The following is a 23,070-nucleotide window of genomic DNA, read 5'->3' on the forward strand; positions in this document are numbered from 1 at the left end:
TCCTCGCCCCCATAGCCCAATCGGCAGAGGCGGCCGACTTAAAATCGGCACAGTCCGGGTTCGAGTCCCGGTGGGGGCACGGCGGCAGGTCGGCCACAATGGTGGCCATGACCTCCTCCGCCGACGACACGATCCCGATGAGCTCTGATGGCTCGACCGGCCCAGCCGGCCCAGCTGCTGACCCGCGCCCGCAGCTCGCCGCCCGACTCGACGAGGTGCTCGCCCGACTCGATGCCGCCGCCGAGCGCGTCGGCCGAGACAGCCGGGAGATCGCCGTGCTGCTGGCCACCAAGACCCGCACCCCGGAGGAGATCGCCGCGGCGGTGGAGCTGCTGCGCGCGCGGGATCGACGGATCGCGGTCGGCGAGAACCGGGCTCAGGAGATCGCCAAGCACGCCGATCCGCTGCTGGTGGACAACGGCGTGCCCCGCCACTTCATCGGCCGGCTGCAGACTAACAAGGCCCGAGACGTGGTCGCCTTCGCCGAGATGATCCAGAGCGTGGATCGTGAGGGGATCGCCGACGCGCTCGAGCGCCGCGCCGAGGCGGCGGGCGTGCGGCGGGACGTGCTGGTCCAGGTCAACACCTCCGGCGAGGAGTCCAAAGGCGGATTCGCTCCCACCGTGGAGGAGCTCGCCCCGATCGTGGAGCGGCTGCGGGGCAGCGAGGTGCTGCGGCCCGTCGGCCTGATGACGATCGGCGCCAACACCAGCGACGCCACCGCCGTGCGCGCCTCCCTGCGCCGGCTGCGGGAGCTGCGTGACGCCCTGCGCGAGCAGCTCGGGGCTCCCGAGCTCACCGAGCTGTCGATGGGCATGAGCGGAGACCTCGAGATTGCGGTGGAGGAGGGAGCGAGCATCGTCCGGCTCGGCTCGGCCGTCTTCGGCGCCCGCCCCAGCTGAGCTCTGCCCGAGGCCTATCCCGCGCCGGGGCCCACCAGCGCGGTCGGCAGGCCGTATTCGTCCTCGAGCACCTGGCAGGCGGCGCCGGCGGCGATCAGGTCCACGCCGCGGGTGGACAGCAGCACCTCGACGTGCCCCCGTGCCTCGGCCCGCAGGCCGTCGTCCAGCGCCCGGCGCACAGCCTCCATCGTCACCTGATGGTGGGCGTAGACGGAACGGCCGCCGAGCACCACCCGATCCACGTCGACCAGGCGCACCAGGTCCAGCACCACGGTGGCGAGCACCCTCGCGGCGCGCTCGGGGTCCTCATGGGCGAGCGCGGCGAGGTACTCGCTCTGCGCGCAGCCTCGCCGGCCGCACTCGCAGGGCAGGCCGTCCATCTGCACGACCATGTGCCCGGCCTCCCCGGCCTGGGCGTGCGCGCCCCGCACGATCGACCCGTCCAGGCGCAGGCTCGCCCCCAGCCCCTCCTCGGCGAGCACCAGAGCGGCGTTGTCGAGCAGCCCCGGCTGGGACCAGCTCTCGCCCACCAGCGCCGCCCGGGAGTCGTGGTCCAGGTGCACGGGCAGGCCGAGCTCCTCGAGCAGCAGATCGCGCAGCGGAGCCCCGCGCCAGGCGGTGACGGGGGAGAGGGACCCCAGGTAGACGCCCTCGACGGGATCGACGGGTCCCGGCATCCCGACCCCCACGCCCAGCAGCTCCCCGGGCCCGTGCCGGGAGAGCTCCCGGGCGGAGCGTGCGAGGGTGGTGATGAGGCTCGGCACCGGCTGCTCGTGGTCGATCTCCACGGTGTGCCGTGCGAGCACCTGGCCCGTGAGGTCGGCCACCACCCCGTGCAGTCGGGAGCGGGTCAGATGCAGTCCGATCGCACGGCGCGACTCGGGGACGATCCGGTACAGGGTGGTGGGCTTGCCCGGCCCGGAGGAGAAGGACCCGACCTCCGCCATCAGACCGCGGTCGATCAGCCGGGTGAGGATCTTCGAGATCGCCTGGGGCGTGACCTGCAGGGCTGCGGCGAGGCCCGTGCGTGCCACCGGCTCCCCGCGACGGGCGACGGCGAGCAGAGCGGCGTCATGGGCGCCTGCCACGCGGTCGAGGGGTCCGGTCGGTCTCACGGCGCTCATCCTCCCACGGCCGCCCACGGCCGCTCGCTCAGCAGCGCATGCTCCCTGTGACACGGATCGTCCCACCCGCCCTTGACGTATCGCAACAGCGTTGTCTTATCGTGGTCCCTCGGTCGATGACGCCCTCCTGACACTGACTCCCGATCATCGAGGACCCTTCATGATCCGCACCGTCCGATTCCGCCCGCTCCCGCCCCCGGAGCCGGCCGCCGCCGCGGCCGACGACTCCGCGCCCCACCAGCTCTCCGCGCGCCGCCGCACCTTCGCCCTGCTCGCTCTCGCCCTCGGCGGCATGGGCATCGGCGCCTCCGAGTTCGCGACCATGGGCCTGCTGCCGGGCATCGCGGACGGACTGCTCAGCACCCAGATGGACACCGATCCGGAAGCAGGCATCGCCCGCGCCGGTGGGCTGATCACCGCCTACGCGCTCGGCGTGGTGGTCGGAGCACCCGTCCTCGCCCTGCTGTCGGTGCGCTGGAGCCGCACCACGATGATCACGGCCCTGGCCATCGCCCTCGCGGCCGGGACCGTGCTGTCCGCGGCGATGCCCACCTTCGAGCTCACCGTGCTCGCCCGCTTCCTCGCCGGAGTGCCCCACGGCGCCTACTTCGGGGTCGCCTCGTTGCTGGCCGCCTCCCTCATGGGACCGGGCAGTCAGGGCAAGGGCGTCGCCGTGGCGCTGTCGGGGCTGACCGTCGCGAACCTCGTCGGCGTGCCGCTCATGACGGCGCTCGGGCAGGTCGCCGGCTGGCGCGTGGTCTACCTGGTGATCGCCGGGATCTTCCTGGTCACCGTGTTCGCCCTCCGCTGGGCCGTCCCTGCCCAGCCCGCGGTCCCCGGCCGTCGTGCCGTCGACGAGATCGTGGCCCTGCGCCGGGTGCAGCTGTGGGTGGTCATGGGCATCGCGGCGGTGGGATTCGCCGGCGGTTTCGCCGTGTTCAGCTACGTCGCCGACATCACCACCCAGGTCTCCGGCGCCTCCGCCTCCCTGGTCCCGTGGGTGCTCGCCTCGGCGGGCCTCGGCATGACCCTGGGCAACATCCTGGGCGGCGTGACCACCGACCGCTCCCTGCGCGGCACCCTGCTGGTGGGCTTCCCGCTCTACATCGCGGCGCTGGTGGGCCTGTTCCTCGCCGCTCCGGGATCGCTGGCCGGCCTGCTGATCGGCTTCTTCGCGGTCAACGTCGGCAGCTCCGCGCTCGGCCCCGCGCTGCAGACCTGGCTGATCCGAGTGGCCCATCGCTCCGAGGTGCTCGGCGCCTCGCTGAACCATGCCGCGTTCAACGTCGCCAACGCGCTCGGCGCGGCCCTCGGCGGGGCTGTGATCGCCGGCGGGCTCGGCTTCCGGGCGCCGATGGTGGTCGCGATCATGCTGGCGAGCATGGGCTTCCTCCTCGTCGTCGGGGCTCTGCTGGCGCTGCAGCTGCGCGCACGGCGCACCCGGGCCGTGCTGCGCGAGCACGAGGAGACCTACACCGGGCAGATCCCCGCGGTCGACCCGGAGCTGGCCGAGGCTGATCGCACCACTTCCGCCCCCAGCACCAGCACCACCGGCTCGATGCCCGTGCTGATCGTCTCCTGAGTCCCGGGCGGGTCGGTCGCGCCGCGTGAGCCGCCGCCGTCATAAACGGTCATGGGCCTTCGGGGTACGGCGTGGGGCGGTCCTACTGTGGTGGGGACGCCACCGACCCCAGGAGAGCCCGTGCACATCCAGACCGCCGCCGTGCATACCCTGAAGGACCTCGCGCACGGCGCCGTGGTCCCTCCGGTGCACCTCTCCTCGACCTTCGAGCTGGACCGCGCGAGCGAGGACGGTCAGTACGCCTATCAGCGCGGCGCCAATCCCACCCGTGCGCAGCTCGAGACGGTGCTCGCCGCCCTCGAGGGCGCCGCGCACGGTTTCGCCTTCGCCTCCGGGATGGCCGCGACCGCCGCCTCGCTGTCCACCCTGAGCGTCGGCGACGAGATCCTGCTGCCCGCGAGCGTCTACGGCGGCACCTACCGCTTCGTGGACCTGGTGCTGCCCGGCCGCGGAGTCACCGGCCGCTTCGTCGACGACCTCGGTGCGCTGAGCGATGCCGACTTCACCCCCGCCACCCGTGCCGTCTTCGTGGAGACCCCGGCCAACCCGACGCTGCGGATCACCGACCTGCGCCGCATCTCCGAGCTGGCGCACCGCCACGGTGCGCTGGTGATCGTCGACAACACCTTCATGACCCCCGTGCTGCAGAGACCCCTCGAGCTGGGGGCCGACGTCGTCGTGCAGTCCGCCACCAAGTACCTCGCCGGGCACTCGGACATGCTGGCCGGTGTCATCACCACGAACGACGACGCTCTCGCCGACGCCTTCCACCTCAGCCAGGTGGCGCAGGGCGGGGTGCTCGCGCCGCAGGACTCCTTCCGCCTGATCCAGTCGATCAAGACCCTGCCGCTGCGGCTCGAGCGCCAGCAGCAGAACGCCGAGGCGATCGTCGCCCATCTGCGCGACCGGGCGGACATCGCCCGGGTCCGCTATCCCGGCTCCCACAGCGAGGAGGAGGCGGCCGTCCACGCCTCCCAGGCCGTCGGCGGCGGGGCCGTGCTGTCCTTCGAGCTCGCCGACGGACTGGACAGGGTCGCCTTCCTCCAGGCGCTGCGCTACCCGGCCTATGCGGTGAGCCTCGGCGGGGTCGAGTCCCTGATCTGCCGTCCCGCCGCCATGACGCACGAGGCGATGACCGACGAGGCACGCCGGGCCGCGGGCATCTCCGAGGAGCTGCTGCGCCTCAGCGTCGGGATCGAGGATCTGAGCGACCTGCTGGAGGACCTCGACCAGGCCCTCGCCGCAGCCGCCCGCTGAGAGGGGCGCCCGCTTCGCCCAGGGCGGAGCGGGCACCCAGGTGGATCACGGGCTGCACCGCTACGATGGGCGAGTCGGTCCGACGGGTGCACCATGGCCCCTGTCGTCGACCCATCCGATCCCACGTGAGGAGCACCATGGCACGCCACAACATCGTGTTCGGCCAGGACCAGGCCGTGCAGGGCGGCGCGAACTACAACGCCCCCCGCTTCGGACAGTCCGCACAGGCCGCACCCGCTCAGAACACCCAGTGGTCCTCGGGCTTCGCTCCGCAGGGCGCAGGCTCCGCCGCGCAGAGCACCGAGCATCTCGAGGCGATGTACGCCCGGCCCTCCGCGAGCGGTCACGACACCGGCCGGATGACCATGCGGGATGCGCTCAACGCCATCACCGCGACCCTCGGCATCGTGATGGTCGTCGGCTTCGCCGTGGGCATCCTGCCCTACGCACTGGCGTTCGCGGCCGGCGACGCCGGGGCCCAGGCGGGCCTGATGATCACCGGTGCGGCGACCCTCATCGGTGTGATCGGCGGTCTCGTCACCGCGATGATCAACATCTTCAAGAAGCAGCCCTCGCCGTTCCTGGTGGTGCTCTACGCCGGATTCGAGGGCCTGTTCCTCGGCGGCCTCAGCGGCACCATGGAGTACTTCTACCCGGGCATCGCGCTGCAGGCCGTGGTGGGCACCCTCGCCGTCGCCGGCACGGTGCTGGTGCTGTTCCGGATGGGCGTGCTGCGCACCTCCCCGCGCCTGAACAAGATCTTCATGGTCGCGATGGTCGCCTACCTGCTGTTCGGGCTCGTGAACATCGGCGCGATGCTGCTGATGGGGCAGAGCCTGCGCGAGGGCGTCCTGGGACTGGCCATCGGCGGCATCGCCGTGGTGCTGGCCTCCTACTCTCTGGTGATGGACTTCGAGGGAGTCCAGCACGCCGCCGAGGCAGGCGTGCCGCGCAAGTACGCCTGGCGCCTCGCCTTCGGCGTCACGGTCACCATGGTCTGGCTCTACGTCGAGATCCTGCGGATCCTCATGATCCTGCGCGGCAGCGACTGAGCCCAGCTGATCGGCGCGACGCCCGCGCCCGTATGCTGAACGGCGGGTCCCCTCGGGGGCCCGCCGTTCCGCTTCCCCGAGAGGACCGAGGATGACCGCCGTCTGGCAGTGGGTGATGGACCACGGGGTCCTGGTCGCCACCGTTCTCTACTGGAGCGTGGACATGGCTCTGCGCCTGGTGGGGCTGATCGTCGTGCCCCGCAACCGGCGCCCGGGCTCGGCGATCGCCTGGCTGCTGGCGATCATGGTCTTCCCGCTCGTCGGTTTCCCCCTGTACCTGCTGCTGGGCAGCGCCCAGCTGCCCCGTCGGCGCCGCGAGAAGCAGAAGGTGATCAACCGTCTGATGCGGGTGCGGGCCCAGAACATCCCCGACAGCGCGCTCGACGAGGACGTGCCCAGCTGGCTGCAGTCCGCCGTGCGGCTGAACCGCGAGCTCGGCGCGTTCCCGCTGACCGGCAACAACTCCGCGGACCTCGAGATCGACTACGACACCTCGATCGCCGCGATGGCGGCCGACGTGCGCTCCGCGCGGGAGAGCGTGCACGTGCTCTTCTACATCATGGGACTCGACGAGGTCACCGAGGACTTCTTCGCGGCCCTCGGCGAGCGCGCGGAGGCGGGCCTCAGCGTGCGGGTGCTCTATGACCACTGGGGCGCCCTCAGCCACGGCGCGCAGTACCGGGCGATGCGCCGCCGGCTCGACGCCCACGGCATCGAGCACTTCCCGATGAACCCGATCAAGCCCATCCGCGACGGCGCCTTCCAGAGACCCGATCTGCGCAACCACCGCAAGATGGTGATCGTGGACGGGGAGATCGGCTGGATGGGCAGCCAGAACCTGATCGCCGCCCACTACGACAAGCCCTCGAACATCCGCCACGGTCTGCATTGGCAGGAGACGATGGTGCGCTTCCGCGGACCGATCGTCTCCGAGCTGAATCTGCTGTTCGCCACCGACTGGTTCTACGAGTCCGAGCAGATGCTCCCCTCGGAGATCGTGGTCAAGCCCTCGCCGGACACCTCCGGCAGCTACGAGTGCCAGCTGGTGCCCAGCGGGCCCGGGTTCGTCGCCGAGAACAACCTGGCCCTGTTCAACCAGCTGTTCTACTCCGCCACGGAGCGGATCGTCGCGGTCTCGCCCTACTTCGTGCCCGACGAGTCGATGTTCGCCGCCCTCATCACCGCCGCGCGCCGCGGGGTCGAGGTGGAGCTGTTCGTCTCCGAGATCGGCGACCAGTTCCTGGTCTTCCACGCCCAGCGCTCCTACTACTCGATGCTGCTCGAGGCCGGGGTGAGGATCTGGCTCTATCGCGCTCCGACGATCCTGCACGCCAAGCACGTCACCATCGACGACTCGGTCACCGTGATCGGCTCCTCGAACATGGACATGCGCTCGTTCCTGCTGCAGATGGAGTGCTCGCTGATGATCGGGGGCACCGATTTCATGGTGAAGATGCGCGAGGTGGAGGCGACCTATCGCTCACGCAGCCGCGAGCTCACCCTCGAGGAGTGGCAGGGACGCCCGCGGGTGATGCAGGTGGTCGACAACCTCTGCCGGCTCGCCTCCGCCGTGGTGTGACCAGGTGGTGCGACCAGGTGGCGGTTCCCGCCTCCGTCAGATCCCGGTGAGGGACTCGTAGGCCTGGTCCGCGGCCTCCTCGTGCTCGGTGACGCCCACGGCCGTCTCGGTGCCGAAGACGCTGGGTCCCTGATCCGTCTCGAGCACCACCACGACCAGCTCGGTGGCATCGGTCTTCTCCAGATGATCGCTGGCGAAGTTCACGATGGCCGTGGTCCGGTAGCCGGGCATCCCGGAGATGGTGACCGGCTCGGTGATCATGTCATCGAGCGTGCGACCCTTGGCGTCGCCCCAGATGTTCGAGGAGAAGAAGCAGTTCACGATCGATGTGGAGGCGGCCTCCGCGCCGGGGTACTCGACCCTGGGCTGCCACTCCACCAGCCCCACGAAGGTGGTCGAGTACCAGGAGTCCTCCACCATCGCCTGGGCGGCCTGCAGGTCGTTCGCGAACGAGACCCCCTGCGCGGCGCCGCGCTGGTCGTAGACGGGCGGCGGGATGAACTGCAGGCCGCCGCCGCGCAGCTTGCCCGAGGGGTTGCTCGAGGTGCGGTCGGTGGTGGAGGGCTGCCAGCAGCGCTCCGGCTCGACGTCCTTCGGGGTGGCGGAGGCGGATGCCGTGTCGGTCTCCGTGGGCTCCTGCGAGGTGGTCTCCGTCGTCGGGGACGCGATGGTGCCTTCGCCGCCCCCGCCCGAGCGCACCACCAGGTAGGCGACGGTGGCTCCCACGATCAGCAGGAACACGACGGCGAAGGCGATCCCGCCGATCAGTATCGCGGTGCCGCGGCCCCCGGGACCGGGGGACTGCTGCTGGGTCGTGGTGAACTGCGGTCCGGTGTGCACGGCGGCTCCTTCGGCGGATGGTCTCGTCCGGTCGTCACGCGACGACGTCGAGGCTCGCGATGATCTCCTCGAGCTCCTGGACATGTTCGGGTTGATCGGCGGCGACGTCACTGGCCAGGGCGCTGGGCCCGTTCGGGGTCTCGACGACGATCGAGGTGACGACCGAGGCGCTCGAGGACTCCAGCACCTCGGGGTCCTCGAAGTGGTAGGTGGCCTGGACGATCCAGGCGGCCTCGCCGTCCACGGACATGACCTCGGAGCGGTAGTCGGTCACCTCGGGATGCTCACCGAAGTGGGAGACGACGCCCGAGGTGGTGGCGTAGCACTGGAAGATCGCGACGGCCGCGGCCTCGAGGCCCGGGTAGCCGCCCTCGTCCTCGGGGAAGGAGACCCGGCCCAGGTTGACCACGCTGTACCAGGCGCCCTCGACGTTCCGGGCGTCGGCACCGACCTCGGTGAGGTAGGGGCTCGCCTGCACGCTCCAGCCCGCTCCCCAGGTGTCCGGAGACGTGTATTCGAGGTCGCCGCCGCGGACCTTGCCGGGAGCGGAGGCGGCCGCGGGCGGCGAGTTCTCCGGTATCGAGCACTCGGTGGTCGGTGCCTGGGTGAAGATCGGCGGGGGAGGGGCGATGTCCGGATCCTGGGGATCCGGCACGTACTCGGACTGTCCCTCCGCCGAGCGCTCCGCGGTGGGATAGGCCGTGGGGTCCGGATCCTCGAGCACCGAGCGGAAGACGGTCTGCGACAGGATCAGCGCGATCACGGCCAGCACCACGACGGAGCCGCCGATGACGGCGAGCATCGTGGTGCGGGAGCGGCGCAGGGCTCCCTCGCTGGGCTCGCCGAGGACGGCGGGACCGGTCCCGGAGCCGCCGGCCGGCATCTCTGCCGACGGACGGGAGGAGAAATCGGGCAGGCCGGAGCTCCCCGACCGCTGCTCGCCGCCTGGTTCCTGGTCCATCGCCACCTCCCTGACCCTGTGGTGCCCGCGGGCACCTCGGACGCCGCAGACCCTGCACCCCCGGTGCCGTCCGTGCGTCCGCCCCGGGTGATTCTCGCATGCCGGGTCCCGCACCCAGCTCCAGGATAGGGATGCCAGGCGCGGTTGGTACTCTCCGCTCACGGAGCAGGCACCGTGTCCTGCCTCCCGCAGCTCCCGCACCGCCGTCGGAGCCCGGATGTCCGAGAGATGGAGACCGCATGCGCCCGCCCCTCGTCCTGACCATCGCCGCCTCGGAGTCCGACGGGGCCGCCGGCCTCCAGGCGGATCTGAAGACCTTCACCGCCCTGGGCGTGTACGGGTCGAGCGCGGTCAGCATGGTCACCACCGTCACCGCCGCGCAGGTGCACAGCACGCACCCGCTGCCGGCGGAGGTCGTGCGCGCGCAGATCGAGGCGGTGGCCGCGGATCTCCCGCTGGACGTCACGAAGATCGGTGCTCTGGGCAGCGCCGCCGTCGTCGAGGCGGTCGCGACCGCGGTGACGACGCACCGGGACCGGCTGGGACGGATCGTCCTGGATCCGGTGATGGTCAGCGCCCACGGCACGCCCCTGATCACGGCCGAAGGCGCTGCTGCGCTCGGCCGGACGCTGCTGCCCCTGGCCGATGTGCTCACCCCCACCATGGCGGAGGCGGCGCAGCTGCTGGGCCGGCCGCTGGCCACCTCGATCGAGGAGATCCGGGAGCAGGCGCTCGCGCTGCAGGCCCTGGGCCCGCGGACGGTGCTGATCACCGGGAGGCTGCTGGACGGGGAGGATGTGGTCGACGTGCTCGTCCACGACGGCGGCACGGATCTGCTGCGCGCCCGCCGGGTCCCGGAGCGCAGGGTCCGGGGCGCCGGATCGACCCTGTCGGCCGCGATCGCGGCGCAGCTCGCCCGCATCGCGGCGTTCGACCGCGCGGGGGAGCTGGGGGAGATCGGGGAGAAGGGCTCCGACGACGACCTGGTCACGATCGTCGCCTCCGCGCGTGAGTTCGTCGCCAGCGCCACCGAGAACGCCCAGGACTGGCGGATCTCGCGGTCGGACTCCGGGTACGGTCCGCTCAATCACCTGATCACGCTGGACACCTGATCACGCTGGACACCTGAGCGGGGGCTACTCCTCCAGCAGGCCCAGCTCCTCCTTGAGGGCGAGCATCCGCGCGGCGGACTCCCGCACTCGGCGGGCCTGCTCCTGGCCCTGCTCGGCCCACTCCTGGATCGCGTCGACCAGCTCGCCGGTCAGGGAGGCGTCCGCAGTCAGCACGACGTCGCCCTCGGCCTCGAGCAGCCGGGTGGCCCGCTCGGGCACGGGGACCGCGGCGACGGCCTTCGCCGCGCCGATGTCGTCGGAGACCACGAGCCCGTCGAAGCCGAGCTCGCTGCGCAGGAGGTCCCGGATGGCGGCGGCGGAGAACATCGCGGGCACGTCCGGTTCCAGGTGGGGGTAGATCGCCGAGGACATCATCACGGCGGACGCCCCGGCCTCGATCCCGGCACGGAAGGAGTCCAGGAACGGATCGCCGGAGCCGGTGATCGGATCCTCGATGCCCTCGGCGGAGAAGTCCGTGTTCTCCTCGACGCGGCCCAGGCCCGGGAAGTGCTTGAGCGTGGCGCCGACGCCCTGGTCGGCGAGGGCCCGCGTCGCCGCGGCCACGCAGTCGCCGACGGCCTGCGGTGCCGTGCCGAAGCCGCGGTCCAGCGTCCCGACCGGCCCATTGGCGTTCCCGAGATCGGGATCGACCACATCGGCGACCGGGGAGAGGGCGAGCTGGATGCCGCGGGCCGCGAGATCCTCGCCGATGCTCGTGTACGCCTCGGTCACGGCCTGCGGTCCCTGGGCGCCCAGCTCCTCGGCCGACGGGGTGCGTCGGGCGGCGTCCCCGCGCAGCATCCGCACCTGGCCGCCCTCCTGGTCCACCGCGATCAGCGGCGCGAGGTCCGTGCGAGACCCCTCCCGCGCGGCGGCGACGATCGCGTCGACCGCGGCGGCGCTCTCCCAGACCTGCAGCAGGAAGATCCCGCCGGCGTGATGCTCGGTGAGCACCTCCGCCGGGATCTCGCTGCCCGCAGGAATGCCCACCAGCACCAGCTGACCGGCGAGCTCGCGGGGCGAGAGCTCCTCCAGCAGCAGCTCGGCACGCGATGGCGGTGCGGTCGTGGGCTCGGTGCTCGCCTCGGCGGTCGGTTCCGAGGTCGGGCCCTGCCCGGGATCCCTCCCTCCGCCGTCGCTCGCCCCGCGGTCGCCCGACGGGGTCGGCTCCTCACCGGTGCAGGCGGCGAGCGCCGCGACGGGGGCGAGGGTCAGCAGGTGACGACGTCTCATGCGGCGAGTCTTCCACGCAGCTCGGCCTGGCCGCACCGCACGCCATGGTCGATGACGGACGAGGAGAGGACGGGCGAGAAGAGGCGGCCCCGCCCGCCCGGCCACCGTAGGGTGGGCTCATGAACCTCTCGTCGCACGAGCATCCGCATGCCTCCCGGATCGAGGCCGGCACGGGCACCTCGCTGACCGACTGGACGGCGCGGATCGACGAGGCCGGGGGTCGGGACCTCGACCATGCCGCGATCGCCCGCCTCCTCCCGCAGCGGTGGGAGATCAGCGAATGGTGGGCGCAGGGGGTGACCGTCGCCTACGAGCAGGTCATCGGCCGGCGAGTGGTCGGGCAGAGCTGCGATGGCGACTTCTCCGCTTCCGCCTCCCGCACTGTGCCCGGGGATCCGGACTCCGTGCGCGAGCGCTGGCACGCCTTCATGACGCCCGAGCGCCGCGAGGAGCTCGGTCTCGCCGACCCCTCCCTCACCGACACCGCGGCATGGCGCTACTGGCGCGCGGCGGTCGACGACGGGACCCGGCTCTCGGTGAACATCACCGCCAAGGACGACGGGCGCAGCACCCTCGGCCTGGAGCACAAGGGCATCGAGACCGCCGACGGCCGGGAGGTCTGGAAGGCCGCCTGGAAGCGCACGCTCACCGACTTCCTCGCCAGCGCCGCTCTCCACGGCACGACCGGCACCACTGGTACCACCGACCCCGAGCAGGAGAACCGATGACTCAGACCCCGTCGACGCCGACAGCCGGCCCGCAGCTGCCCGCCCCCGATGGGAGCACGGACCCGCATCAGTGGCTCGAGGAGGTCACCGGCGAGAAGGCGCTGAGCTGGGTGCGGGAGCGCAACGCCGCCGCGGAGTCGGAGATCGACGCGGTCCCCGACCCCCGGGACCCGTCCGGCCCGCCGCTCGCGGAGACGCTGCAGGCAGAGATCCGCGAGATCCTCGACGCGAAGGACCGCATCCCCGGGGTCACCAAGCGCGGGGACTTCCTCTACAACTTCTGGACCGACGCCGAGCACGAGCGCGGGCTGTGGCGCCGCACCCCCCTGGAGTCCTACCGGACCGATCAGCCCGAGTGGGAGGTGCTGCTGGACGTCGACGCGCTCAACGAGGCCGAGGGGGAGGACTGGGTGTGGCACGGCGCGCGGCTGCTGCGCCCCGCGGGAGCGGCGGAGGGGGAGCTCTACCGTCATGCCCTGATCGACCTCTCCCACGGCGGCTCGGATGCCGATGTCACCCGCGAGTTCGATCTCGAGACCCTCTCCTTCGTGACCGCCGCCGAGGGCGGGTTCGAGCGTCCCGAGGCCAAGGGGTCCCTCGGGTGGATCGACGTCGACACCGTCTGGGTCGCCACCGACTTCGGCGAGGGCACGATGACCAGCTCCGGCTACGCCCGCCAGGCCCGTCTCTGGCGCCGCGGCACGGAGCTCGCGGAGGCCCAGCTCGTCCACGAGGTCGCCGAGGCGGACATGGCCGTCTTCGCCGCCCACGACTCGACGCCCGGCTGGGAGCGCGACTGGGTGATCGAGGCGCACGCTTTCTACGACAGCACGATCCACGTGGTGGACCGCGCACAGGAGCCGCCCGCGCTCACCCGGCTCGAGGTCCCCGCGGATCTCGAGGCGAGCGCGCATCGCGATCTGGGCATCTTCAGCCCCCGCAGCGAGTGGGAGATCGGGGAGGCGACGTATCCGTCCGGCTCCCTGGTCGTCGGGGACTTCGCCCGCTTCCTCGCGGGGGAGCCGGAGCTGCACATGCTGTTCACCCCCACCGAGACCACCTCGCTGGCGGACATGACCATCACCCGAACCGCCGTGGTGCTCTCGATCCTCGAGGACGTCGTGCACCGACTGGAGGTGCACACCCGCGACGAGCACGGTGCGTGGGTGCGCCAGGATCTCTATCCCGAGCTGCGCGGCGCGATCGGGGTCTCCGCGGTCGACGCGGACGAGAACGATGAGGTGTGGGTGAGCGTCACCGACTTCATCGAACCGACGCGGCTGCTGCTGGGCGACCTCTCGGGGGTCGCGGAGGGCGGGGAGCCCGGTGCGCTCGAGCTCGTGAAGTCCGCCCCGGCGCGATTCGACGCCGAGGGTCTCGATGTCAGCCAGCACTTCGCCCTCAGCGACGACGGCACCCGCATCCCGTACTTCGAGATCTCCCGGCTGGGCGCTGTCGGGACGGCGGGCGGCGCGGCGGGCACCGAAGGCGGCGCGGCCGGCACCGAAGGCGGTGCGGCGGGCACCGAGGGCGGGGCCCAGGCGCCCGACGGCCCGCGGCCGACGCTGCTGTACGGCTACGGCGGCTTCGAGATCTCGCTGACCCCCTCCTACCTGGGGGCGATCGGCAAGACCTGGCTCGAGCGCGGCGGCACCTATGTGCTGGCCAACATCCGCGGCGGTGGCGAATACGGTCCCCGCTGGCACCAGGCCGCCCTCAAGGAGAACCGCCACCGCGCCTACGAGGACTTCTCCTCGGTGGCGAAGGACCTGCTGGAGCGCGGGGTCACCGACCGCGAGCACCTCGCCGTGCGCGGCGGCTCCAACGGCGGCCTGCTCACCGGCAACATGCTCACTCAGTACCCGGAGCTGTTCGGCGCGGTGATCATCCAGGTGCCGCTGCTGGACATGAAGCGGTACAGCCATCTGCTGGCCGGTGCGTCCTGGATGGCCGAGTACGGGGACCCGGATACCGAGGACTGGGAGTACGTGCGCACCTTCAGCCCGTACCACCTGCTCGAGGAGGCACAGGCGCAGCAGTACCCGCCGACCTTCGTGCTGACCTCCACGCGCGATGATCGGGTGCATCCCGGCCATGCCCGGAAGTTCACCGCCGCGCTGGAGTCGCTCGGGGCCGATGTGCGCTCCTGGGAGAACATCGAGGGGGGCCATGGCGGCGCCGCGACCAATGAGCAGGCGGCTCGGATGAATGCGCTGCTGTACACCTTCCTGTGGGACACCATCGGGGCGGGCTCATGACCGTCGGCGGGTCGGCCCCTGATCCCGCACCCGTGCCCTCCCCGTCGGGCGTACCGGTCGAGGACCTCGATGCGCTCGTGGATCGCCTCGCCGCGGAACAGCAGACCCCCGAGCCCGGCACCGCTGGCGCGGGGGACGGCACGGCTGCCGCGCAGGGCGACGCCGCCGCCGTGGGCGCGAGCCGCCCGGAGCCGCCGCTGCTGGCCGGGGAGCGCGAGACCCTCGAGGGGTTCCTCGACTTCCTGCGCGCCACGATCCGGTGGAAGGCCGAGGGGCTCGACGACGCGCAGGCATCCCGCAGACTCGTCAGCTCCGAGACCACCGTGACCGGCATGCTCCATCATCTGGCGGACATCGAGCGCTACTGGTTCCGGGAGGTCCTGGGCGGTGTGCCGCTCGAGGACGTCGGCTACCGGTGGTCCGACGGTCACGACACCCGCCGGGAGTGGTCCCTGGCCCCGGAGGCCTCGCTCCGCGAGGCGCTCGCCGACTATCTCGCCGCCACCGATCAGTCGCGGGCCCAGCTCAGCGGCCGGGACCCCGAGGAGGAGCTGCGCGGCGGGAACGCGCCGCGCACCGTGCGCTGGGTGCTGACCCACATGGTCGAGGAGACCGCACGCCACGCCGGGCAGCTCGACATCCTGGTGGAGCTGCTGGACGGCCGGACCGGGGAATGAGGGCGGCCTCCGTGTCCCGTGCGACCGCCCGCTCCCTGACCGCCGACCTCTTCGACCGCGCGGCGCAGGACGACCTGCTCCAGCTGCGCAACGACCTGATGACGGTCTATCGCGAGTTCTCCACCGAGGATCCTCGGCTGTTCCCGCTGCGCTACGCGCGCACCGTGCCGCGCCGCCCGCGCCCCGGTGCACGACCGCGCCGAGCCGGTGGCGGTCCGTCCCGCGGGCCCGCGACCGCGGCGCCGCCGCTCGGCATCGCCGCACCGCAGGTGCCGGTGCTGATCATCCCCGACGGTCCCGCTCGGGCCTCAGTGCTGCCCTACGACGTGCTGCGGCGCAGCCTGGCAGGCCGCGGTCTGGACGTGGTGATGATGGAGCACCGCGGGGTCGGCCTCTCCCGTCTCGACGCCGAGGGCGAGGAGCTCCCCGCGCACGTGATGACCCTGCGGGAGGTGATCGGGGACCTGCTGGCCGTGCTCGACCACGCCCGCATCGAGCAGGCGGCCGTGGTGGGCAGCGGGTACGGCGCCTACCTCGCCCAGGTGCTCGCGATCCTGCACCCGCACCGGGTGCATTCACTGGTGCTCGACTCCCCGCTGACCGGTTCCGGGGATCAGGCCGTCGCCCAGCAGACCCTGCGCGCCCTGTACTGGGAGGGCGAGGAGCCGTCGACCTCGACGACCGCCAGCACCCTGCGCCGCCTGGTGGAGGAGGGGACGGTCGACGCCCGCCGCGCCGGGCCCGTGGTGCTCGCGGTCCATGAGCACGGCGGTCCGGAGGCGGTGCGGGATCTTGTGGACCTGCTGGCCCTGGGCCGCGGGAGCCTCACCTGGACGAGCGTGCGCCAGGTGCTCAACCAGGCGTGGCTGCAGTCCACGCCGTACGTCATGGAGCATGATCTCACCGCGCGGATCGCCCACACCGAGCTGGGCCGGGGCCATCACGCCGACGGCGGTCCGCTGGATCCCCTGCTGCTCGAGGCGGAGCAGGGACGGGCAGTGCCGCCGTTTCAGCAGGAGCGGCTGGACCTGCACCAGCTCGCTCCGGCGATCACCGCGCCGACACTGGTGATCACCGGCACCCAGGATCTGGTCTCGCCGCCGCGGATCGCCCGCGAGCTCGCGGAGCGGATCCCCTCGGCGCGCCTGCTCGAGGTGCCCGGCGCACGGCATTCGATCCTCGACACCCGCAGCCGGATCCTCCAGGTCGCCGCTCGCTGGAGCGCCTGCGGGACCGCGCACCAGCTGCCCGAGCGGGCCGCCGAGCTCGCAGCTCTGCCGGTCTCCGCGACGGACCTCGCGCTCTCGCGCGGTCTGCAGCTCGCCCTCGCCGCGGAGCGGCTCTCGCCCTGGCGGCTGCGCCTGCAGTCCGCACGCGTCGAACGGGAGCGGACGCAGCGGGTCAAGGCGCAGATCGACCCGCGCCACCATCGGGGCCGACGCCCCGCCGCCGATCGCGCGGACACGGTGTGACGCCGACCGCGCGGAGCTGGTGCGACGCCGGGGACGGCCCTGGAACAGTACTCTGACCTGTAGGGCCGACGGCCCGACTACTCATCGATCCGGGAGGGGGAGCACGGATGGGGTCCGGAAGGAGCCGGAGACGCGCCACCGGCATTCGCAGTGCGGTGCCGCTGCCCTCCTCGCAGAGGCTGCTGCGCGCGCTCGCCCTCGCGAGCGTCGTGATCGTCGGCGCGGTGTCCGGTCTCGGCGCGTTCGGGATGGGGCCGTTCTCGGCCCTGGCGGGGGACACCCAGCAGGAGCCGCCGCAGGAGGTGGAGGAGCTGCCCGCAGGCTCCGGCCCCTCCGACGGCGGCGGCGAGCAGCCGGTGCCGGCCGAGGCGATCCCCGAGGAGGACGGTCCCTCGGCCACGCCCTCGTCCGAGGAGACCGGAGCGGCGGAGGAGACGGTCCCTCCCGAGCCCGCCGAGCCCGTCGAGGAGGACGCCGACGCCGAGGACAGTGCTGAGGACAGTGCCGAGCGCGGTGCTGAGGACCCTGCCGACCACGAGCAGCGGCCGGCACCTGCCGAGCACCGCGGGGGCGGCCAGCGAGGGAACGGCGGCGGCTCCTCCGGCGGCAGCAACGGGGGCAGCGGCACCGCAGGGGGAGACGGCGGCAACGGGGGCGGCGACAGCTGGACCCCTCCGGCCCCGGCGACGCCCGAGGATCCGACCCCTCCGGCCCCGGCGACGCCCGAGGATCCGACCCCTCCGGAAGGTCCCGGCACCACGCCCCCGGAGACCACCGCTCCGGCGGATCCCGAGGACCCGGCGACGGACCCCACCACCCCGTCGGACCCGCCGGAGACCTCGGAACCCATGGACCCGCCGACTGAGGACGAGGTGGGCGACGGGGACGACGGCGGGACGGGGACACCGGGCGGTACAGACTCGGAGAGCCCCACCAGCGGCGCTACGGCCGACACACCACCGTGAACCCGCCCTCGGAGTAGTCCTCGTGGTACTCGACCTCCCACTCCTCCTGCGCCCAGGCCACCACATCCGACGGCGGGGCCCCGCTCCAGGAGAAGGCGAACTCATCGGTGAGCACGCAGTCGGGGACTCGCTGGTTGGGGCCGTGCAGCCACTGCACATCGTGGTCGGGGACCGCCGGGGCCATGAGCGTGATGTCCACGGCGAGCACCGCCCCGTCGGGCACCGCCTCGAGGGCCGCCGCCGCAGGCTCCGCCCGCCAGGTCGGCTCCCACTGCCCGGGTCGCAGCACGTCGAGGACCGGCATCGCCGGGCCCAGCACCAGGGTGACCGCGAGGGAGACCGCGACGGCGGTGCGGCGCACAGTGCGCGCGGGACGTGGGGCATCGGTGCGCCACCAGGCCGCTGCCCGCCCTGTGCGAGGGTCCCCGAGGGCGTCGAGCAGCGCGGCCAGCGCGATCGGCATCAGCACCGCGTTGTAGTGCCAGTACCAGTCCCAGTAGAACTCGACTGTCCCGGTGAAGCGCCAGGCGAGGGTGGGCAGCATCAGGACGATCAGCGGTGACCGGCCGCCGATGATCCCGGCCGCGAGCAGCAGCATCAGCGCGGTCAGCCATTTGACCGGTGGCCAGAGCACCTCCAGCGGCGAGCCGAGGTTGTCGGTGTAGTCGTACTGCCCGGCGGTGTTCAGCAGCGGCAGGAGCACGAAGGTCGACAGCACGAACCACCCCGCCCCCCAGCCGGCCAGCGCGAGCCCCTCGCCGCGGTGGGGGCGATGGCGCAGCGCGATCAGCACCCCGAGCAGGGCGACCGTCAGGCCCAGGTCCTCCTTGACCAGCACCAGCGGCGCCGCCCACAGGACAGCGGCTCGCACCCGCCCCTCCAGCAGCGCCGTCAGCGACAGCGCCAGCAGGGGCACCGCGAAGGCGATCTCGTGGAACTGGACCGCGGCGGCGGACTGCAGGCCGAAGGAGAAGACGTAGGCGGCGCCGGCGAGGGTGCCGAGCCGCGTTCCGAGCCGGTCGATCGCCAGGCGCGTCAGCGGGATCGCGGAGACGCCGAAGAGCAGCGCCTGCGTCCACAGCAGCGCCTCGCCCGAGGGCCAGACCCACCACACCGGTGCCAGCAGCACCAGCAGCGGATGGAAGTGGTCGCCGAGCAGATTCACCGCATCGCCCTTGATCGGAACGATCGGGGCGCGCATCTCGCCGTAGGCCCGGGCGAGCTGGGTGAAGATCCCCAGGTCCCACGACCGGGCGACGAGATTGCGGTACTGCTGGGAGCCCAGCACGCCGTAGGCGAGGGTCGCCGCGATCGCGAGCATCACCGGCGCCAACCGGCGCGTGGGCGCGTGCCGCCGCGGAGTCACCGTCGGGTCCTGCCGCGGCGGGGAGGCGGTGTCGGCGGGAATGTCCACGGTGCGAGGGTATACGGCGAGGACGCACCGCCCCGTGAGCCGTAGTATCTGCTCATGACCTCGGCCTCTTCGTCCTCCGCAGCGCCCGAACCCTCCGCGGCGCCTCCGCGATCCGCGGTGTCCGTGCGCTCCGTGCTCCGTCCTGCTGTCGCCGCGGCCGTGGTGGGCGGCCTCTCCCTCGTCGAGCCCCGGCGCCAGGGGCCGTGGGGGCGTGCCGCCTACCGTCTCGGCACCGCCGCGGCGAGCGGACTGCTCGTCGCCGACACCACGCGCGAGGAGGAGGCGCTGCTCTCGCGCGGGGTGGACGGGGTGCTCGTCGGCGCGGCGACCCTGGGGCTGATGGACCTCGCCGAGCACCTCGATGCCCGGGTGATCGACGCACTGGGCCGCGGCGGCGTGGGCCGGCCCCGGTGGGTGCTCGCCGCCCTCGGCGCGGCCGGCACCCTCGTGGTGTACGGCCTCGAGGCGCGCAGCGCACGGCGGCGGGGCGAGCTCGAGGCCGACGGCGGAGCCGGGGCCGACAGCTGGGCCGAGGACCTCGCCTCCCAGCGGGACCTCCCGGACGCGGTCCGCGCAGCGGTGGCGCACCTGCTCGCGCCGTCCGCCGACGGCACCGACCTGCCCGGGGCGGCCGCGCTGCGAGCGCAGCTCCCTAGCACCCGCGCCCACGGTCCCGCCGACGAGGCAGAGGTGTGGCTGCTCGTCCCCGAGACCGCCCAGCGCGCCGTGCCCCGGCACCAGACCTGGCCCGTGCGCGGCGCCTTCGTCCACGAGGGACGACGCCTCCTGATCGAGCTGCAGATCGACGACGGGCTGCTGAGCATGCTCAGCCTCATCCCGGCCGGCCCCGCGATCGGGCACGGCGGGATCGAGCACGACGGCGAGCACGACCTCGTGTCGTCGGGCCCGCTCGAGGCGCTGCTGCCGGAGCCTGCGGGGATCGAGATCCTCCGCGAGACCGAAGCCCCCTGACCGGGGACAGAAGGGACGACGGGCGCGGGGCGACACGCGCAGGTCGGGCAGCGCTCCCGCCGCGGATCTCGTGATTCGCCCCCGTCGCTGAACATCCCATGATGGAATGCTGGACGGTGGTGTGCACCGGGAGCTCCTGGGCGCGAGGACGCGCGGCACATCCCTCACCCCTCACCCACCCCGGAGGAATGCGACGATGCATGTCAACCGTTCAGATCTGCCCAGAGCCCGCGGAGTGCTCGCGGCCGGAGCCGGGGCCGCCCTGGTCGCCGGCCTGCTGGCCGCCCCACCCGCTCTCGCCGACGGCGACGGCCCAGAGCACCTGGGGTCCGCCTCGGACCTCGGCGTCGAGGTCCCCACCCCGGAGGACGTCCTGGACGCCGCCGAGACCGCGATCCCCGGCCGCTGGCTGGTCGAGGTCGCCGGGGACCCGGTGAAGCGCGGGGGCAGCGCCTCGACGAACGCGCGCGCCCAGGAGCAGGTCCACGAACGGGCCGAGGCCGCGGAGATCCCGATGGAGATCGAGGAGACCTTCGTGACCGGCTGGAACGGCATGTCGGTGTCGATGAACGACGCCGACGTCGCCAAGCTCCGCACCGTCAGCGGTGTGCGGGCCGTGTATCCGGTGCTCGAGGTGTCCGCGCCCGAGCCGAGCGACGCCTCCCCGCAGGACGTCTACGGCAACGCCATGACCGGTGTCGACCAGCTCCAGCAGGTCGACGGTCTCACCGGCGCAGGCGTCACCGTCGCCGTGATCGACTCGGGCATCGACTACAACCACCCCGACTTCGGCGGTTCCGGCACGAACGATCAGACCGCGGACTTCCCGGGGGACCGGGTCGTGGGCGGATACGACTTCGTGGGCGACGACTACGACGCCCGTGTGGCCGGCAGCGCCGTCGACCCGGATAAGTACCCGGACGACTGCGGCGGCCACGGCTCCCATGTCGCGGGGATCGTCGGCGCCGACGGCGATCCCGACGCCGGCGGGGTGCTCGGGGTGGCCCCCGGCGTGGACCTGCTCTCCTACCGGGTGTTCGGCTGCGAGGGCTCCAGCAGCACCGAGGTGATCCTCGAGGCGATGGAGCGGGCGATGGCCGACGGCGCCGACGTGGTGAACATGTCCCTCGGGGCGAGCTTCGCGACCTGGCAGGACTATCCGACCGCGCAGATGTCCGATGTCATGACCGACAACGGGATCACCATGGTGATCTCCGCCGGGAACGAGGGCACCGCGGGCACCTTCTCCAGCGGCGCCCCCGGCGTCTCGGCCGACGCGATCACCGTCGCCTCCGTGGACAACACCCACCTGCGCTCGCCCTACGCGACCGCGGCCGGGCAGGAGATCCCCCACGCCGGCGCCACCGGCGGGACCGACATCCCCACCACCGGCGAGCTCTCCCTGATCTCGGCCGGCGCCCCGGGCACTCCCGAGGCTCAGGGGTGCACAGCCTCCGCGGTCCCCGCGGCGACCGGACCCGGTCAGGCCCTGCTCATCGAGCGCGGGGTCTGCTCCTTCTACGAGAAGGCCCTCGCCGGCCAGGAGGCCGGCTACGACGCCGTGATCCTCTACAACAACGCCCCCGGCAGCGTGAACCCGACCGTCGAGGGTGACCCGGCGATCACGGTCCCCGTGGTGATGATCAGCCAGGCCGACGGCCTCGCCCTGCAGGAGGCGCTCGCCGCGGGCGATGCGACCTGGGCCTGGCAGGAGGGCACCGTGGTGGCGGAGAACGCGACCGGCGGGCTGGTCTCGGAGTTCTCCTCCTACGGCCTCACCGCCGAGCTCTCCCTGAAGCCGGACATCGCCGCCCCGGGCGGCGCGATCTGGTCCACCATCCCGCTCGAGCAGGGCGGTCATGGCGCCAAGTCCGGCACCTCGATGGCGGCCCCGCATGTGGCGGGAGCGGCAGCACTGCTGCTGGAGGCGACACCGGAGCTCGCTCCGGGCGATGTGAAGACCGCGATGATGAACAGCGCGGACCAGCTCACCTGGTCGCTGATGCCGGAGGCCGGCTACCTCGAGCCGGTCCACCGACAGGGCGCGGGCCTGCTCGACATGGTCGGTGCTCTGCACGGCACCACCCGCGTCGATCAGCGCTCGATCTCCCTCGGCGAGGGGGAGGACGGACCGCAGACCGTCACGCTCACCGTCAGCAACGACTCCGACGTGGAGCAGACCTACACGGTCGGCGTGCGTCATGGGATCGCCACCAGCCATCCCACCGATGACCCGGGGTTCTACGACGCCCCGGCCACCACCGAGCTCGGCGCCGACACGGTCACCGTGCCCGCCGGCGCCAGCACCGAGCTCGCCGTCACCCTCGGCGAGGACTTCGGCGAGGACGGCATCATCTACGGCGGCTGGGTCACCCTGACCGGCGCGGAGGACGACATCGTCGTGCCCTTCGCCGGACTCTCCGGGGACTACCAGGCGCTGCCGGTGCTGGATGACCAGGGGATGGGCCTGCCCGCCCTGGGCGTCTCCGACGGAGCCGGCGGCGTGCTGCTGGATCCCGAGGGCGGCCACACGTACACGATGCAGAATGGGGACATCCCCTATCTCGCGTACTACTTCGGCTACCCCGTCGAGCGGCTCGAGATCGACGCCTACCGGATCAACGGCGCGGGCAGGCCCAAGCCGGTCAGCCCGACCGACAGCCCGATCGCGGCGTCGGATCACCTGGGGCGCTCGGGCGAGCCGGAGGTCTTCGGATGGGACGGCAGCTATGCGCTGCGGAATGAGAAGCTCAAGTCCGTGAAGAACGGTGACTACTTCCTGGAGATGAAGGTGCTGAAGCCCCTGGGTGATCCGGAGAACCCGGACCACTGGGAGACGTTCACCTCCCCGCAGTTCACCATCGACAGCCCGAAGACGGGCAATCGCGGCGCCCAGTGAGGCGCCAGGCCCGGTGAGGGCAGCGGTCAGCGGAGGGGGGGGG

General features: G+C 72.4%; 18 protein-coding genes and 1 tRNA gene. 14 read left to right on the forward strand and 5 right to left on the reverse strand.

Annotated features, from left to right (window positions below):
* Positions 1-5 precede the first annotated feature (5 nt).
* Together VF289_RS12175 and VF289_RS12180 are read left to right on the forward strand one after the other, a co-directional pair.
* Positions 6-79 (forward strand) — tRNA-Leu (locus tag VF289_RS12175).
* A 28-nt stretch (positions 80-107) separates the two neighbouring features.
* Positions 108-902 (forward strand): YggS family pyridoxal phosphate-dependent enzyme, encoded by a 795-nt coding sequence (locus VF289_RS12180; protein WP_414644477.1) that lies wholly within the window; start codon positions 108-110, stop codon positions 900-902.
* Positions 903-916: 14 nt separating this feature from the next.
* Here VF289_RS12180 and VF289_RS12185 read toward each other — a convergent pair whose 3' ends face one another.
* Positions 917-2,026 carry an ROK family transcriptional regulator gene (locus tag VF289_RS12185; protein ID WP_330884156.1) on the reverse strand — a complete coding sequence of 370 codons (1,110 nt, stop codon included), beginning with the start codon at positions 2,024-2,026 and terminating at the stop codon, positions 917-919.
* 160 nt (positions 2,027-2,186) lie between these two features.
* On the opposite strand from VF289_RS12185, the gene VF289_RS12190 reads away from it, so the two are divergent.
* The 4 genes from VF289_RS12190 to cls all read left to right on the forward strand — a co-directional run bounded on the left by VF289_RS12190 (position 2,187) and on the right by cls (position 7,496).
* Complete coding sequence (locus tag VF289_RS12190; protein WP_330884157.1) at positions 2,187-3,608, forward strand: MFS transporter; 1,422 nt, start codon at positions 2,187-2,189, stop codon at positions 3,606-3,608.
* A 120-nt stretch (positions 3,609-3,728) separates the two neighbouring features.
* Positions 3,729-4,865 carry a PLP-dependent aspartate aminotransferase family protein gene (locus VF289_RS12195; protein ID WP_330884158.1) on the forward strand — a complete coding sequence of 379 codons (1,137 nt, stop codon included), beginning with the start codon at positions 3,729-3,731 and terminating at the stop codon, positions 4,863-4,865.
* A 137-nt stretch (positions 4,866-5,002) separates the two neighbouring features.
* The gene (locus tag VF289_RS12200) at positions 5,003-5,917 is read left to right on the forward strand and encodes a Bax inhibitor-1/YccA family protein (protein WP_330884159.1); all 915 of its coding nucleotides are present in this window, start codon (positions 5,003-5,005) and stop codon (positions 5,915-5,917) included.
* 91 nt (positions 5,918-6,008) lie between these two features.
* The gene (gene cls, locus VF289_RS12205; protein ID WP_330884160.1) at positions 6,009-7,496 is read left to right on the forward strand and encodes a cardiolipin synthase; all 1,488 of its coding nucleotides are present in this window, start codon (positions 6,009-6,011) and stop codon (positions 7,494-7,496) included.
* Positions 7,497-7,532: 36 nt separating this feature from the next.
* Here cls and VF289_RS12210 read toward each other — a convergent pair whose 3' ends face one another.
* Together VF289_RS12210 and VF289_RS12215 are read right to left on the reverse strand one after the other, a co-directional pair.
* Entirely contained in the window at positions 7,533-8,336 is an 804-nt protein-coding gene (locus VF289_RS12210) for a hypothetical protein (protein ID WP_330884161.1), read from the reverse strand.
* A 34-nt stretch (positions 8,337-8,370) separates the two neighbouring features.
* Positions 8,371-9,297 carry a hypothetical protein gene (locus tag VF289_RS12215; protein WP_330884162.1) on the reverse strand — a complete coding sequence of 309 codons (927 nt, stop codon included), beginning with the start codon at positions 9,295-9,297 and terminating at the stop codon, positions 8,371-8,373.
* Between the two features lie 239 nt (positions 9,298-9,536).
* Between VF289_RS12215 and VF289_RS12220 the strand changes: the two genes are divergently transcribed.
* Entirely contained in the window at positions 9,537-10,409 is an 873-nt protein-coding gene (locus VF289_RS12220) for a hydroxymethylpyrimidine/phosphomethylpyrimidine kinase (protein WP_330884163.1), read from the forward strand.
* Between the two features lie 24 nt (positions 10,410-10,433).
* On the opposite strand, the gene VF289_RS12225 is transcribed toward VF289_RS12220, so the two are convergent.
* Positions 10,434-11,642 carry a glycoside hydrolase family 3 N-terminal domain-containing protein gene (locus VF289_RS12225; protein ID WP_330884164.1) on the reverse strand — a complete coding sequence of 403 codons (1,209 nt, stop codon included), beginning with the start codon at positions 11,640-11,642 and terminating at the stop codon, positions 10,434-10,436.
* A 119-nt stretch (positions 11,643-11,761) separates the two neighbouring features.
* Here VF289_RS12225 and VF289_RS12230 point away from each other — a divergent pair, with 119 nt between their 5' ends.
* From VF289_RS12230 to VF289_RS12250, 5 genes are all read left to right on the forward strand, one after another.
* Positions 11,762-12,370: a hypothetical protein gene (locus VF289_RS12230; RefSeq protein ID WP_330884165.1), complete on the forward strand. Its 609-nt coding sequence runs from the start codon at positions 11,762-11,764 to the stop codon at positions 12,368-12,370.
* A complete protein-coding gene (locus tag VF289_RS12235; protein ID WP_330884166.1) occupies positions 12,367-14,628 on the forward strand; it encodes a prolyl oligopeptidase family serine peptidase in 2,262 nt (753 codons plus the stop codon). The genes VF289_RS12230 and VF289_RS12235 overlap by 4 nt, the downstream gene beginning before the upstream one ends.
* Positions 14,625-15,305: a DinB family protein gene (locus tag VF289_RS12240; RefSeq protein ID WP_330884167.1), complete on the forward strand. Its 681-nt coding sequence runs from the start codon at positions 14,625-14,627 to the stop codon at positions 15,303-15,305. The genes VF289_RS12235 and VF289_RS12240 overlap by 4 nt, the downstream gene beginning before the upstream one ends.
* An 11-nt stretch (positions 15,306-15,316) precedes the next feature.
* Positions 15,317-16,777: an alpha/beta fold hydrolase gene (locus tag VF289_RS12245; RefSeq protein ID WP_330884168.1), complete on the forward strand. Its 1,461-nt coding sequence runs from the start codon at positions 15,317-15,319 to the stop codon at positions 16,775-16,777.
* 155 nt (positions 16,778-16,932) lie between these two features.
* The gene (locus VF289_RS12250) at positions 16,933-17,742 is read left to right on the forward strand and encodes a hypothetical protein (RefSeq protein WP_330884169.1); all 810 of its coding nucleotides are present in this window, start codon (positions 16,933-16,935) and stop codon (positions 17,740-17,742) included.
* Here the strand turns inward: VF289_RS12250 and VF289_RS12255 are convergent.
* Positions 17,720-19,156, reverse strand: a complete 1,437-nt coding sequence (locus VF289_RS12255; protein WP_330884170.1) for a DUF2079 domain-containing protein — start codon at positions 19,154-19,156, stop codon at positions 17,720-17,722. The two genes, VF289_RS12250 and VF289_RS12255, sit on opposite strands and share 23 nt — an antisense overlap.
* A gap of 54 nt (positions 19,157-19,210) precedes the next feature.
* On the opposite strand from VF289_RS12255, the gene VF289_RS12260 reads away from it, so the two are divergent.
* Positions 19,211-20,128, forward strand: a complete 918-nt coding sequence (locus VF289_RS12260) for a hypothetical protein (protein WP_330884171.1) — start codon at positions 19,211-19,213, stop codon at positions 20,126-20,128.
* A 196-nt stretch (positions 20,129-20,324) separates the two neighbouring features.
* Positions 20,325-23,027 carry a S8 family serine peptidase gene (locus VF289_RS12265; RefSeq protein WP_330884172.1) on the forward strand — a complete coding sequence of 901 codons (2,703 nt, stop codon included), beginning with the start codon at positions 20,325-20,327 and terminating at the stop codon, positions 23,025-23,027.
* Positions 23,028-23,070: the final 43 nt, after the last annotated feature.

Source organism: Brachybacterium sp. (assembly GCF_036379615.1).
GTDB lineage: Bacteria > Actinomycetota > Actinomycetes > Actinomycetales > Dermabacteraceae > Brachybacterium.

Bases quoted from the DNA above. Each gene is read 5' to 3' on its own strand.
- VF289_RS12180 (WP_414644477.1), top strand. From the start codon at position 108: ATGACCTCCTCCGCCGACGACACGATCCCGATGAGCTCTGATGGCTCG.
- VF289_RS12185 (WP_330884156.1), bottom strand. From the start codon at position 2,026: ATGAGCGCCGTGAGACCGACCGGACCCCTCGACCGCGTGGCAGGCGCC.
- VF289_RS12190 (WP_330884157.1), top strand. From the start codon at position 2,187: ATGATCCGCACCGTCCGATTCCGCCCGCTCCCGCCCCCGGAGCCGGCC.
- VF289_RS12200 (WP_330884159.1), top strand. From the start codon at position 5,003: ATGGCACGCCACAACATCGTGTTCGGCCAGGACCAGGCCGTGCAGGGC.
- cls (WP_330884160.1), top strand. From the start codon at position 6,009: ATGACCGCCGTCTGGCAGTGGGTGATGGACCACGGGGTCCTGGTCGCC.
- VF289_RS12215 (WP_330884162.1), bottom strand. From the start codon at position 9,297: ATGGACCAGGAACCAGGCGGCGAGCAGCGGTCGGGGAGCTCCGGCCTG.
- VF289_RS12220 (WP_330884163.1), top strand. From the start codon at position 9,537: ATGCGCCCGCCCCTCGTCCTGACCATCGCCGCCTCGGAGTCCGACGGG.
- VF289_RS12225 (WP_330884164.1), bottom strand. From the start codon at position 11,642: ATGAGACGTCGTCACCTGCTGACCCTCGCCCCCGTCGCGGCGCTCGCC.
- VF289_RS12230 (WP_330884165.1), top strand. From the start codon at position 11,762: ATGAACCTCTCGTCGCACGAGCATCCGCATGCCTCCCGGATCGAGGCC.
- VF289_RS12235 (WP_330884166.1), top strand. From the start codon at position 12,367: ATGACTCAGACCCCGTCGACGCCGACAGCCGGCCCGCAGCTGCCCGCC.
- VF289_RS12240 (WP_330884167.1), top strand. From the start codon at position 14,625: ATGACCGTCGGCGGGTCGGCCCCTGATCCCGCACCCGTGCCCTCCCCG.
- VF289_RS12260 (WP_330884171.1), top strand. From the start codon at position 19,211: ATGACCTCGGCCTCTTCGTCCTCCGCAGCGCCCGAACCCTCCGCGGCG.
- VF289_RS12265 (WP_330884172.1), top strand. From the start codon at position 20,325: ATGCATGTCAACCGTTCAGATCTGCCCAGAGCCCGCGGAGTGCTCGCG.